The sequence below is a fragment of the Alkalibacillus flavidus genome, assembly GCF_040545925.1.
GTDB lineage: Bacteria > Bacillota > Bacilli > Bacillales > Alkalibacillaceae > Alkalibacillus > Alkalibacillus flavidus.
In genome coordinates, this window is record NZ_JBEPMX010000006.1 from 40,368 (window position 1) to 52,378 (window position 12,011).

General features: G+C 43.8%; 17 protein-coding genes and 1 pseudogene. 3 read left to right on the forward strand and 15 right to left on the reverse strand.

All coding sequences use genetic code 11. The features are described 5' to 3' along the window. Positions 1-13 precede the first annotated feature (13 nt). The 7 genes and pseudogenes from ABID56_RS06910 to ABID56_RS06940 all read right to left on the reverse strand — a co-directional run. Positions 14-845, reverse strand: a pseudogene (locus ABID56_RS06910) (hypothetical protein); the annotation flags it as partial. A 46-nt stretch (positions 846-891) separates the two neighbouring features. After that, positions 892-2,082: a chromate efflux transporter gene (gene chrA, locus ABID56_RS06915; protein ID WP_354219893.1), complete on the reverse strand. Its 1,191-nt coding sequence runs from the start codon at positions 2,080-2,082 to the stop codon at positions 892-894. A gap of 14 nt (positions 2,083-2,096) precedes the next feature. Beyond that, the gene (locus tag ABID56_RS06920; RefSeq protein ID WP_354219894.1) at positions 2,097-2,402 is read right to left on the reverse strand and encodes a PadR family transcriptional regulator; all 306 of its coding nucleotides are present in this window, start codon (positions 2,400-2,402) and stop codon (positions 2,097-2,099) included. Between the two features lie 101 nt (positions 2,403-2,503). Beyond that, complete coding sequence (locus tag ABID56_RS06925; RefSeq protein WP_354219895.1) at positions 2,504-2,731, reverse strand: hypothetical protein; 228 nt, start codon at positions 2,729-2,731, stop codon at positions 2,504-2,506. A gap of 84 nt (positions 2,732-2,815) precedes the next feature. Further along, the gene (locus ABID56_RS06930) at positions 2,816-3,232 is read right to left on the reverse strand and encodes a universal stress protein (protein ID WP_354219896.1); all 417 of its coding nucleotides are present in this window, start codon (positions 3,230-3,232) and stop codon (positions 2,816-2,818) included. Positions 3,233-3,250: 18 nt separating this feature from the next. Beyond that, on the reverse strand, positions 3,251-4,711 hold the full coding sequence (locus ABID56_RS06935) for a SulP family inorganic anion transporter (protein ID WP_377946554.1): 1,461 nt from the start codon (positions 4,709-4,711) through the stop codon (positions 3,251-3,253). A gap of 290 nt (positions 4,712-5,001) precedes the next feature. Then, positions 5,002-5,676: an RluA family pseudouridine synthase gene (locus ABID56_RS06940; protein WP_354219898.1), complete on the reverse strand. Its 675-nt coding sequence runs from the start codon at positions 5,674-5,676 to the stop codon at positions 5,002-5,004. Positions 5,677-5,858: 182 nt separating this feature from the next. Between ABID56_RS06940 and ABID56_RS06945 the strand changes: the two genes are divergently transcribed. Further along, positions 5,859-6,371, forward strand: coding sequence for an RNA polymerase sigma factor (locus ABID56_RS06945; protein ID WP_354219899.1), 513 nt, complete (start codon positions 5,859-5,861; stop codon positions 6,369-6,371). Next, entirely contained in the window at positions 6,364-7,317 is a 954-nt protein-coding gene (locus tag ABID56_RS06950; RefSeq protein ID WP_354219900.1) for a hypothetical protein, read from the forward strand. The genes ABID56_RS06945 and ABID56_RS06950 overlap by 8 nt, the downstream gene beginning before the upstream one ends. A 91-nt stretch (positions 7,318-7,408) precedes the next feature. Here the strand turns inward: ABID56_RS06950 and ABID56_RS06955 are convergent, their stop codons facing one another. From ABID56_RS06955 to ABID56_RS06985, 7 genes are all read right to left on the reverse strand, one after another. After that, entirely contained in the window at positions 7,409-7,549 is a 141-nt protein-coding gene (locus ABID56_RS06955) for a hypothetical protein (RefSeq protein WP_354219901.1), read from the reverse strand. 109 nt (positions 7,550-7,658) lie between these two features. Then, complete coding sequence (locus ABID56_RS06960) at positions 7,659-7,895, reverse strand: YkuS family protein (protein ID WP_354219902.1); 237 nt, start codon at positions 7,893-7,895, stop codon at positions 7,659-7,661. 49 nt (positions 7,896-7,944) lie between these two features. Further along, the gene (locus ABID56_RS06965; protein WP_354219903.1) at positions 7,945-8,865 is read right to left on the reverse strand and encodes a P1 family peptidase; all 921 of its coding nucleotides are present in this window, start codon (positions 8,863-8,865) and stop codon (positions 7,945-7,947) included. Continuing rightward, positions 8,862-9,362: a GNAT family N-acetyltransferase gene (locus ABID56_RS06970; protein ID WP_354219904.1), complete on the reverse strand. Its 501-nt coding sequence runs from the start codon at positions 9,360-9,362 to the stop codon at positions 8,862-8,864. The genes ABID56_RS06965 and ABID56_RS06970 overlap by 4 nt, the downstream gene beginning before the upstream one ends. A gap of 115 nt (positions 9,363-9,477) precedes the next feature. Beyond that, on the reverse strand, positions 9,478-9,804 hold the full coding sequence (locus ABID56_RS06975) for a hypothetical protein (RefSeq protein WP_354219905.1): 327 nt from the start codon (positions 9,802-9,804) through the stop codon (positions 9,478-9,480). Between the two features lie 26 nt (positions 9,805-9,830). Then, entirely contained in the window at positions 9,831-10,391 is a 561-nt protein-coding gene (locus tag ABID56_RS06980) for a DUF5412 family protein (protein ID WP_354219906.1), read from the reverse strand. Between the two features lie 105 nt (positions 10,392-10,496). After that, positions 10,497-11,060, reverse strand: a complete 564-nt coding sequence (locus ABID56_RS06985) for a DUF5412 family protein (protein ID WP_354219907.1) — start codon at positions 11,058-11,060, stop codon at positions 10,497-10,499. 181 nt (positions 11,061-11,241) lie between these two features. Between ABID56_RS06985 and ABID56_RS06990 the strand changes: the two genes are divergently transcribed. Beyond that, the gene (locus ABID56_RS06990; RefSeq protein WP_354219908.1) at positions 11,242-11,409 is read left to right on the forward strand and encodes a hypothetical protein; all 168 of its coding nucleotides are present in this window, start codon (positions 11,242-11,244) and stop codon (positions 11,407-11,409) included. Here ABID56_RS06990 and ABID56_RS06995 read toward each other — a convergent pair. Then, positions 11,406-11,858, reverse strand: a complete 453-nt coding sequence (locus ABID56_RS06995) for a hypothetical protein (RefSeq protein ID WP_354219909.1) — start codon at positions 11,856-11,858, stop codon at positions 11,406-11,408. The two genes, ABID56_RS06990 and ABID56_RS06995, sit on opposite strands and share 4 nt — an antisense overlap. Positions 11,859-12,011: the final 153 nt, after the last annotated feature.

Genomic DNA, 12,011 nt, shown 5'->3' on the forward strand with positions numbered 1-12,011 from the left:
ATCAATTGCCTCCTTAAAGTGTCTGAATCAAAATACCTGCAATGACAACCGACGCCATCGTGACGGTCGTAAATCCTCCGATCAACATCGGCGACAGCAATTCGGCAAAAATCTTCTTCTCTTCGTCTTTATTACGAGCCGTACTTCGACTGACTTCTTCACACACGATATAGTCGCCAGGGAAACCGAATAATGCGGTTAACGCAACCGGCATTCCTTTAAACGGATGCCAACCAACGAGTTTCGATGCGAGCCAGCCACCGAGTGCAATACTCGCAGTTCCGACTAGTAAAATCGTTAAAATTGCCGGCAAGTTTTTGACGACTTGCATCGGTGTGACATCGGCCATCGTCCCAATGACGACAAATATAATCGCGATCATCGTCATCGTAAATGAGTTCGCATGACGTAATGATTCATGTTGGTAAAAGCCAACTTTTAGACCTGTAATACCAATCGCAAGTGACCATAAACTGTAGTGGATCGGTGTGACTTCGCTCAACGCAATGGCAATTGACCCTCCTAAGAAAACACTAAACAATCGAATGACTTGCGACTTTGAAACGGGCGACGGTTCTGGTTTCGCCTCACCATGCTCGTCTTCTTTAGCTGGCACGAATGTTCCGTCGTCGATTTTTTGTTTAATAATCTCTGCATAACGACGCATGAAATTGAGGGCAAGTGGCATACCTAACACGCCTTGAAATGCGACGACTAGCGCTGGAATGACAACGATTGCGGACAATCCGATTTCGGTTAATTTTTCAGATGTAATAATGAGTGCAACGATTCCCCCCACTTAACGGACCAACGCCTGCGACAGCTGTTTGATAATCAAATATGATCTTAAAAAAACACGCCCTTTTTGTAAGGACGTGTTTTGAAAACGGGTTAACCAATAAACTGAATGACATAACCGCCAATCACACCAAGCAGCACGATCATCCATGCTGGGACTTTCCAAATGTTTAAGAGCGCAAATAGGATGACCGCGAGCGCGAAGTCTGATGCGCTTAGGATTGAACTACTAACAACGGGATCGTAAAACGCTGCAAGTAAAATACCGACAACACTTGCGTTAACGCCCATGAGCACCCCTTGGAATGATGCGCGTTCACGTAACGTATTTAAAAATGGTAACGCTGCGAGTAACAGCAGGAACGACGGTAAGAACATCGCAATCGTTGCAACGATCGCACCCGAAACACCTTCCATAATCGTCCCGAGATAACTGGAAAACGTAAATAACGGGCCTGGAACCGCCTGGGCCATACCGTAACCAGCTAAAAATTCATTCGCCGATAACAATCCTTGTGGCACGACTTCACGTTCTAACATCGGCAAGACGACATGACCGCCACCGAAGACGAGTGACCCGACACGGAAGAAGATATCGAAAATATTAAGAAATGGATTATCGATCGCTCGGTTTAATAACGGCGTCACGATTAAAATCGTCACGAGCGTCCCGAGTGATGCGAGGCCTAATTTTTTCGAAATATTAAATGAGAACGGTTGAACTTTCGATTCAGCCTTCTGTGTGAAAAATGCGTAGCCGATAAGCGCTGCTGCTAAAATCACGAGAATTTGCATCCAAGCTGACGGATACAATAGCATAATCGCTGCTGCGGCAATCGCGATCGCCATACGTGACCTATCAGGAGTTAGTTTTTGCCCGAGACCGATCAAAGCATGCAAAACGACGGCTGCGGCCACAATTTTAAGACTCGCAATAAAGCCAGCATCCGCTAAATCAAACGTTTGATACATCAGGGCAAACACGATTAACACGATGACGGACGGGACGGTAAAACCGAACCACGAGATGAGTCCGCCGATAATACCTCCCCGTAGCATTCCGATCGATATACCGACTTGCGAACTAGCAGGCCCAGGTAAAAACTGACAGAGTGCAATAATATCAGCATACATTTTGTCATCGAGCCATTTACGTCTGTCGATATATTCGTCTTTAAAATACGCTAAATGCGCGACCGGCCCACCGAATGACGTGAGACCGAGTTTCGTTGAAATAAGTAAAATTTCTAGCCACGTTCTGATTCTGTTTGGTTGATTAGACATGTGTTCGCCTCCCTTTAAGTAATTTCTTTAAATAGTTCGTACGCTTTTGCGCGTGCTTCTTGTAGCATCTCTTGGCCGCGTTCAGTCGTAGTGTAATATTTTCGAATTTTGCCGTCTACATTACGTTTCTCTTTCGCTAGTAATCCGTCTGCTTCCATTTGGTGCAAAATCGGATACAGCGTGCCTGAACTGATATCATAGCCGTGCTCTTTTAATTCTTCGACCATCCACACACCATAGATCGGATGTTCCGCCGCATGGTGCAAAATATGAATATGGATAAACCCTAAAAATAATTTGCGCAACACCTTAGCTTCCATGGCAACCCTCCTGAGTTTACTGATATCGAAATCCGATATCGAAATAATATAATAAGAGATTTGCAGGATACAACAGATTAATGCATAACTTTACACGATCTTTACATAGATAATCTCGTCGATTGCTGTTTCGCCGTATTACTTCGTGATTTCGCCGTATAACGCCGGAATTGCGCCGTATGTTTCTCAATTTTCGCTGTATCATCCAGATTTTTCGCCGTATCGACCCAAAAAATCGCCGTATGCCATTCCATTTTCGCTGTATCACACAAACCAACCCATACAAAAGAAGCCAAACGAACGCGTTCGTTTGGCCTCATCCCTTGCATTTATTTCATAATCACTTCAAGTTTTGAAATAACTCCCCTTAGTTATTTCAAAACTTAAACTACTTATCTCAAAACTTGAGCGATTTATTTAATAATCATCACGGGGCACTCGACGCGTTTCGCTACTTTGTGGCTGACGCTACCTAAAACAAGTGTTTGCAATTGGTTCAACCCACGACTGCCGACAATCGCTAGATCGTACTCACCGTCATTAGTAAACTTCACAATCTCTGGTCCCGGCTCACCGTGAAGCATACGTACCTCATAATCTACCCCTGCATCTTCTAGTCGCGCTTCAACTGGTGAGATTTTCTCGCGACGCTTTTTATTAATTTCAAACTTATTCGCGTGATGCAGCACATCTTTTTTCGACGCATCCCCATCAATGACAAAGACCACATCGATCGTCCCGTCACTACTTGACGCTAAATGAATCGCGTGTTCCGCTGACCGCAAAGAATGCTCTGAACCATCTGTTGCGAGTAAAATTCGTTTATACATATCGTTCACCTCTACCTTTTAATGACCCGATGCGTTCGACAAGGCACGCATCCGATCTTTTAACGCCTGACTATCATCGTTTAATCCTGTAAAGATAACCGACGTTCCATTTTGTTCAAACTTACCTTCGATTTTATCGAGGGCACCGACAGCTGAATCATCCCATAAGTGTGCACGTGACAAATCAATTTCTACGACTTCTAACGACTCATCTTGTGGCGCTAGTTTCGACTGCAAATCCGTCACTGACGCGAAGAAAATTTGCCCATTCACGTAATACGTCATCTTCCGCGCTTGTTCGTCTAGTTGTTCCGTGACGCTTACTTTGGAAATTTTCGCCGCAAAGAAAATCGCGCTTAAAACAACACCAGCTAACACACCTTTAGATAAGTCGTGTGTCACCACAACGGTAACAACCGTCGTTAACATAACAGCCGCATCGGATTTCGGGACTTTATGAATGTAACGAACACTCGACCAATCGAATGTGCCAATTGACACCATAATCATCACACCAACAAGAGCCGCCATCGGAATTTGAACGACAACTGGTCCAAGCGCAATAATGAGAAACATCAGAAAAACACCGGCGACGAGTGACGATAATCGTCCGCTACCGCCTGATTTCACATTAATCACTGATTGGCCGATCATGGCACAACCAGCCATGCCTCCGAAAAAGCCTGTCGTCACATTGGCGATCCCTTGGCCACGACTCTCTTTATTTTTATCACTTTCGGTATCCGTCATATCATCGACGATACTGGCCGTCAGTAACGATTCAAGTAAGCCGACCATCGCTAACGCCAACGCATATGGGAACACAATTTGTAACGTTTCAAACGTCAGCGGAATATCTGGAATCAAAAAGATCGGTAACTCCCGAGTTAAGTTGCCCAAATCACCAACTGTTTTAACATCAAAGCCCATATAAATCGCTAGACTTGTAATGACAACAATCGCGATAAGTGGTGACGGAATCGATTTTACAAAGCGTGGAACTATATAAATAATGGCTAACGCTAAGGCGACCAATCCATACATCATCAGGCCTGCACCTTCAAATTGTTCAAGCTGCGACATGAAAATGAGAATCGCAAGTGCGTTCACGAATCCGATCATCACCGAACGCGGAACGAATTTCATCACCGTCGCTAATTTAAAGACACCAAATAATATTTGTATAATACCTGTTAAAATCGTCGCTGCGAGTAAATACTCTAAGCCTTCTTCAGCTACAAGTGTGACCATTAAAAGGGCCATTGCACCGGTTGCCCCAGATATCATCCCTGGTCGACCACCGATAAAGGCAATCACGACTGCGATACAAAACGACGCGTACAATCCGACCATCGGATCCACGCCGGCTATAATTGAGAAAGCGATGGCTTCAGGAATTAATGCTAATGCGACTACAATTCCTGCGAGCACATCACCTCGTACATTTCCAAACCATTCTTGTTTTAATCTTGCTAACACAAACAACGTCCTCTCTATCTATAAATCCGTATGTGTCTTATTTTTTGACACAAAACCTTGGTTAGTGTATCACAGAAAGGACAAAATACCTAACGTCATGTAAACGTGTACATCGATAACATATTTCAATTTACGTTTAATTGCTTTGATTTCCTTCGATTTGCTCGAATTATGCTTCACTTAAAATGAAAGCGATTTCTTTTTAGTTATTCGATAAATCCGTCCAGTTTTGAAATAAATCCACTACATTATTTCAAAACTGAGCGCACTTATCTCAAAACTTAAACGATTTATCTAAAAAATGACGACCACGGCTTCACATCGGGTGGGTGACTGGTGAATAGTCGCTCGTCTTTTTGTGTCGGGTGCTCAATCCCTAGCTTGTGCGACCATAGAGCGAGCTGTTGCCCTGGTTTATTCACCTTAGCGCCGTATTTTTGATCGCCGTAAAGTGGACAACCAATCACGCTTAGTTGCACGCGAATTTGATGCGGACGGCCCGTTTCCAGATCCACTTGTACTAACGTCAGCCCATCAGATTCCGCTAACACCTGATACTGCAACACCGCCTTTTTCGCACCCTTCGCATCACGTTTTGTCACATACACTTGATTTTTCTCTTGATCTTTCACTAAATAATGCTCCAAACGTCCAGACACATCGTGCGGCCGGCCGCGCACAACGGCTAAATATTGCTTTGTCCAAACGTTGCGCCGAATTTGATCGGACAAGCGCGATGCTGCTTTCGACGTTTTCGCATAGACCATCACACCACCAACTGGACGATCTAATCGATGCACGAGCCCTAAATAAACATTGCCCGGCTTCTCATCACGCACTTTAATCATCTGTTTCAATTCATTTAATACATCTTGATCGCCCGATTGATCTTCTTGCACGAGCACGTTAACTGGCTTTTCCACTACGAGTAAATGATTATCTTCAAACAAAATCGGTATTTCCATATTATGAACCCCTTTACCTTCAACCATCTCGTCCCATCATAACACATAACACCTATTCGACACGCTCCCCCTTGTGCTAATTTTTTCCTACTGCTAAACTTAAAAAAAAGTAGAAATCATGTGACACAATCATACGACACCTTCGTCTAATGAAATGAAGAAAGAATCGGAGGCAATAAGACATGTCTAAACAAGAAATCGTTTCCGACTGGTTTTACCAATACAATCATGATGTTTACCATTTTCTTGTGTATTACACAGGCAGGCGGGATCCCGAAGACCTGGTGCAAGAAGTGTTTATCAAAGCTTTAAAAGGCTTGGATAAATTTAGCGGTGACTCGAGCCCGAAAACGTGGCTCTTTAGCATCGCACGCAATGTCGCGATTGACGAGATCCGCAAACAGAAACGTCGCGGTATCGATCAACAAGTCGATTTAGATGAAGCCTATCAAATCGGCCATCACGACACGCCCGATCGCTTCGTCTTGAATGATGAACGCAACCAAGAATTGTATCAAGCCATTCATCAACTAAAGCCGAACTACAAAGACGTCGTGATGTTACGCGGCATTAAAGAGTTGTCTGTCGATGAAACAGCTGATGTGCTCGGCTGGTCGAATCAAAAGGTACGGACAACGTATTCACGGGCCCTAAAAGCGCTTGGACAAATCCAAGGAGGATTTCACAATGAGTGAGTTTAATGATAAACAATTAGAAAAACAATTGAAATCTTTCCCGAAACAGGAGATGACAGACGAACAAGTCGAACGCATGCATGCAGATTTAATGAAAGCGGCCGCTACCGAAGACCATAAAGACAAAAGGAGAATGATGATGCGTCGTATTGCAATTGGTGTCACATCGACAGCAGCGGTAGTGTTGATTGCGTTTTTAAGTATGATGATGATTAGCAATAACACCACACAAGAACAAAATATGGAAAGTTCAGATGAAGCCGTTGAACAACAAGAAGCTGAAACGTATGAATCGTCAGCTAACGGCGATGGACCGAGTGGGTCTGCAGATAATCAAGGTGATGCAGCGGATACAAATCGAAATGTTAGCGATTCGAGTGATAACGAAGAAAGCGGCATGAGTGCTCAATCGGAAGATACTGAAGAAAGTACAACACAAGATTCACCTGAAAACTTTATCATAGACCGTTCCGTGCAAATTATTGAACAATTAGCAAATGAAAATTACGAAGCCGTCGCTGAACACGTCCACGACGAACAAGGCGTTCTATTTTCACCTTACGTGAACGTGAGCGATGACGATCTCGTGTTTAACGCTGAGGAAGTGGCGACTTTCGCTAGTAGTGAGGAAACGTACAATTGGGGCAACCAAGACGGCAGTGGCAAGCCGATCGAACTCACCCCAATGGAATATCACAACGAATACCTGTTCCAAAAAGATTACACGTCTTACGATGAACGTCACGTTAATGAATTTAAAGAACGCGGAAACACGATTAACAACATCGAAGACGAATTCCCAGATGCTTACGTCGTTGAGTACTATGTTGAGGGAAGCGATGAATACGAAGGCATGGACTGGTATGCGATTAACCTCGTATTCGAACAAAATAATAACGGTGAATGGAAACTCGTCGCCATCGTCAATGATCAATGGACGATTTAATCAAAAGAACTTGGCCCCCGCCAAGTTCTTTTTCATGTTGCAGTGCTCTTTAGTTTTTAAATAAGTCGCCTCAATTATTTCATAACTACCTCTAGTTTTGAGATAAACCCGATAACTTATTTAAAAACTTAATCGCGTCGCCTTGTAATACGGCTCTTTTAATCGAATCTGTAGTTCGCTCTTGATTCATTTTCCGTAAATCTTGCGCCATTTTCAAAACGGCTTGCGCCAAACTCTAATACTCTTGAATCAAAATCACAAACGCTTGACTCATTTCGCGACATTGTTGATTCAAATCACCCCCCTCAACCACAAAAAAGAGGCGCTAAGTTAGCACCTCTTTACACGCGAGCATTCACAGCGTCGACAGCTTCATCGGTCGACATACCGTGGCAGTTCACAACGGGGGCGTTCGTTGCTTTATCGCTCATGCCCATCATATTGTTATCTTGGCCTGAAACGCAACAGCAATCACAATCGGGTACTTGCTCACCTTCGAGCTTAATCACCTCATACCCTTGTTCAGCTAATGCTTGTTGCAAATCGGCCATACTATTTTCCACTGCAATGCGTGCCATCGTGTCACCTCCGTTTAAGTACCCTTAGTCTTAAACAGATCGATGACAATTATGCTTCACTAGCACGAACCGCATTTAAAATCGCTTGCTCCAATGTATCGCACGCTAAATCGGATACAACGTTAATATCATAGTGCGCATCACCTGTCCCAAGCGCATAAACGGTGTCCCCATCTAACATCGTATGCGCAGGTGACATCGTGCGCGAGATTGCGTTTTGCGCAACTTGAGCTACTTTTGTCGCTTCCGTCTTCGTTAATGCTGCATTCGCCGCGACTACCGCAAGCGTCGTATTAGATCCTGGAAAACCGTCCGCTACAGCCTGTTCACGCAACGTTTGCCGGCTGTTCACAAATTCACCCGTCTCTAGATTGCGCGCACCTGCTAAAATCGTATCCGTCGACGGGTTAACGACATCGCCAAATGCGTTCACCGCGACAATCGCGCCAACGACTAAGCCATTATCGAGCGTAATCGACGCACTGCCAATACCGCTTGGACTAACAGCGTCAAACCCAGCAATTTTCCCAACAGTGGCACCTGTACCAGCACCGACAGACCCTTGAATGACAGGAAATTCCGTCGCACGTTCAGCCGCTTCATAGCCCATCGCCGCATCCGGTCGCACTGACGCATCACCGACTGCTAAATCAAACAAGATCGCACTCGGCACGATCGGGACTTTCGCAACACCGACGTCCATGCCAACACCTTGCTCTTCTAGGTATTGCATGACACCGCTTGCCGCATCTAAACCATAAGCGCTACCGCCAGCTAGACTAATCGCATGGACTTGATCGACTAAATTCACTGGATCGAGTAAATCCGTCTCACGCGTTCCTGGTGCAGACCCACGAACATCAACACCGCACGTCGCACCACCTTCTGTCATAATCACAGTACAGCCCGTTTTCGCCAATTGATCATCTGCATGACCGACCCGGACGCCCGGCACTTGCGTAATCGTCATGCTTCATCGACCTCCAATTCAAGCACCATGCGCACAGTCGACAATGTATGACCCGCAAACACTTCATCGAATTCCTTCACGACTTTAAACCCTTTTGCTTCATAGAAACGCATGCCGACATCATTTTCTTTTTCCACATCGACATACAAATAGCGAAGTGTCGTTAGCTGCTGAATCCCTGTTTGCAACAACATGCTCCCGACACCTTGTCCGATATGATCTGGATGCATATAAATCGCGACCAGATCTGCATCCCCTTGTTCGTCAACGGGCGTGAAATTCGCGAAACCAATAATCCCATTATCATCTTCAGCTACCCAAAAACCGCCGCGCATTAACCGTTGCTGCATATTGTAATCGCTGTATGCTTCGGTTAAAAACGCGTCTTGCACGTGACGTGGCAACAAATCATCGTATGTATCATGCCAACTCGCTTGTGCTACCTCACGCACGGCCTGAAAATCATTTTGGTCTAATTCACGTACTGTAACGGACACGAAGCAAGCCCCCTTATACTTGTTATTCTACCCATTATTATAGCATAGATAACATTCATCTAATACAAGATTTGCACATTAATTCTAAATTTTTTGAATTTTCGTTGCTACTATCTTATTCATCTAGGAACCTGTCAACACTTGTCACAATCAGCTCATCATCGTCATTATAACGAAATTGAATCTCATAGGCCACTTCTTCACCGGTTTGGTCGTAAATGGTGATCGTATTATCAAAACGAAATTCATTCGTTCTGACGTATTCTCTCAACATGGTTTTCGCATCCCGGTCAACGCTCGATTCAAACTTCGCATCTTCGACGGTTAAATCTTCAAGCCATTCGTGTGTCGTAGTCGTCTCAGCCGTTTCCATTATGTACATTGTCGTCACAATTACTAATGTGATGACTAATATGACGTTCGCCCATCCTTGCTTCGACATGTTATTTCTCTCCTTTAAGATTTATTTTATGTATCTGCTTCATAACACGTTTCGTACGTTTGATCTAACACCCAACTTCGGCACGCGGCACCTCGGTCGTGGTAGATCTCTTTTGTCACATCTAGCGTGACACTTCTATCTTGCCCTGGATAGCTCAGGTCATCGTTTTCGATTCGTAACGTTTTATCATCTATCCATTCCATCTGAAAATGACTCTTAGCATCGCTGTAATAAATAATTCGGGGCTCATGATCTGACGTGTCACTCACCACTTCTACCCAAACATTCACACCACCTGCTGCACCACCATACGGTTCATAATAAGCACTTACCTCAAATGTTTCATCAGGTGATTCAAGCGGACCCGGACCTTCCTGCATATTCGTTGTATTAATCTCTTCAAATGTAAACAAATAATGCTCATATACAAAAATCGATGCTAAAACGACCATTCCAGAGAGAGTTGCGATCAACAATTTCTTTGGCAACGGCCTCTGTTTTACTAACGCAAAGACAGTCATCACACTTAGTATGAGCAAAAGAACAGCAATCGCAAATGCAACAATGATTCCTAATATGATTAACATTTTTATCTCTTCCTAACTTGAATACGGCGAATTTCCCTTCTGATACAGCGATATTTTTCTATTATACGGCGATTCTCCGCAAACATTCGGCGATATTCTTTTAACTTACAGCTGCTCTTCACCCGCTTCATAACACGACTCATACTCTTCTTGCAGGATCAAACTTTGGCAGGCGTAATTTAAATCATAGTACAACTCATCGTCAACATCAAGCACCGTTGACCGTCTTGATTCAACATAGCCTGGTTGTTCATTTAACACGAATAACTCATCACCATCGACCCAATTCATGTCAAAGACTGCTTGGGCATTACTATAATAGACGACGCGACGTTCGAATGTCTCTAAACTTTGCACTTCGATAAAGACATCTTTTTCTTCGGCTGCCCCGCCATAAGAATTATAATAAGCATATGCGACATAATCATTATTCGGGGAGGTCACTGGCAACATGACGTCTTCTAACCTTGTCCGTTCGATATAATCAAACGTAAATAAATACTGCTGACTGATGAATATCGACCCTGTTGCAAACACGAGCATGACAAATAGAACGACCCATTTTTTCACTGGTTCGTGCCCGACGATTAACATGACAATACACGCTACCATAACAACAACCGTCATGAATGCCGAAATATACAGCAGCAAATTGATTAAAATATGCATCGAAGCCCTCCCGCCTGTTGAGACTTTAAATGCCCTCACCTACATATACCCGACTACAGATCATCTCTATTTTATCAGTATTTATTTGTAAAAATAAAAAAGTTTTCCAAAAGGTTACGTTGGCAACTCGTCCGTTAAACGCGTTATACTATCCCTACTAAGAAAAGTGAGGTGTGACGCCATGAAACGACTCTTAATGATTGCGTTAATTTTCGTGACGGCCGTATTAGCTGGCCTAAACAGATTATATGACTCACCGTGGCTTTATTGGGTATCACTCATCGCAATTTTAATCACGTTAACGATTGTCGTGACAGCAGGGGTTAAACGAAACAAGCGTGATGGTTAACGGCTTATTTTTTGGTTAAAAAAGATTTCCTTCACCGTTTCCCCATCGACTTTGTTATAAAATTGCACACCATCTGCTTGTAAATGGACTTCGAGCTGGCCGTTATTGCCATAGCGGTCAGCGTTATAATCAAACACACCTTGACCATCACGTAATCCGTCGAGTGGTCCGAGCATCGATTTCAAGACGCGCCCGTCATAATCCATTAAATCATATTGAATTTCATAACCGTCTTCACTTTCTTGTAAACGCAGCTGTTCATAACCACTGCCTTCTCCTTTATACGTCGACCACGTGCCTAAATACGCCGAAACGTCAGATGGTTTACTCGTCTCGAACGGTTTCAACGCTTCGGCCATTTGATCGGACTCATTAGCCTCAGTCGCATCACCATTTTGGCACGCTGCAAGTAATATCATCAAAAAAATCGTTATTCCTATACGTGTCACGTTCGTACCTCCTTTGGCATCTTTTTCTATTATATATCAATTCATGCAAAAACCATATCCGTCACGAAATTTTCACCCGAATAGTAACCATTTTAATTAAAAATATTGATCAAAAAGCGTACAATAGAAGCAGCATGGTGAAAGGACGTATGT

Bases quoted from the DNA above. Each gene is read 5' to 3' on its own strand.
- chrA (WP_354219893.1), bottom strand. From the start codon at position 2,082: ATGTCTAATCAACCAAACAGAATCAGAACGTGGCTAGAAATTTTACTT.
- ABID56_RS06920 (WP_354219894.1), bottom strand. From the start codon at position 2,402: ATGGAAGCTAAGGTGTTGCGCAAATTATTTTTAGGGTTTATCCATATT.
- ABID56_RS06925 (WP_354219895.1), bottom strand. From the start codon at position 2,731: ATGCAAGGGATGAGGCCAAACGAACGCGTTCGTTTGGCTTCTTTTGTA.
- ABID56_RS06930 (WP_354219896.1), bottom strand. From the start codon at position 3,232: ATGTATAAACGAATTTTACTCGCAACAGATGGTTCAGAGCATTCTTTG.
- ABID56_RS06940 (WP_354219898.1), bottom strand. From the start codon at position 5,676: ATGGAAATACCGATTTTGTTTGAAGATAATCATTTACTCGTAGTGGAA.
- ABID56_RS06945 (WP_354219899.1), top strand. From the start codon at position 5,859: ATGTCTAAACAAGAAATCGTTTCCGACTGGTTTTACCAATACAATCAT.
- ABID56_RS06950 (WP_354219900.1), top strand. From the start codon at position 6,364: ATGAGTGAGTTTAATGATAAACAATTAGAAAAACAATTGAAATCTTTC.
- ABID56_RS06960 (WP_354219902.1), bottom strand. From the start codon at position 7,895: ATGGCACGCATTGCAGTGGAAAATAGTATGGCCGATTTGCAACAAGCA.
- ABID56_RS06965 (WP_354219903.1), bottom strand. From the start codon at position 8,865: ATGACGATTACGCAAGTGCCGGGCGTCCGGGTCGGTCATGCAGATGAT.
- ABID56_RS06975 (WP_354219905.1), bottom strand. From the start codon at position 9,804: ATGTCGAAGCAAGGATGGGCGAACGTCATATTAGTCATCACATTAGTA.
- ABID56_RS06980 (WP_354219906.1), bottom strand. From the start codon at position 10,391: ATGTTAATCATATTAGGAATCATTGTTGCATTTGCGATTGCTGTTCTT.
- ABID56_RS06985 (WP_354219907.1), bottom strand. From the start codon at position 11,060: ATGCATATTTTAATCAATTTGCTGCTGTATATTTCGGCATTCATGACG.
- ABID56_RS06990 (WP_354219908.1), top strand. From the start codon at position 11,242: ATGAAACGACTCTTAATGATTGCGTTAATTTTCGTGACGGCCGTATTA.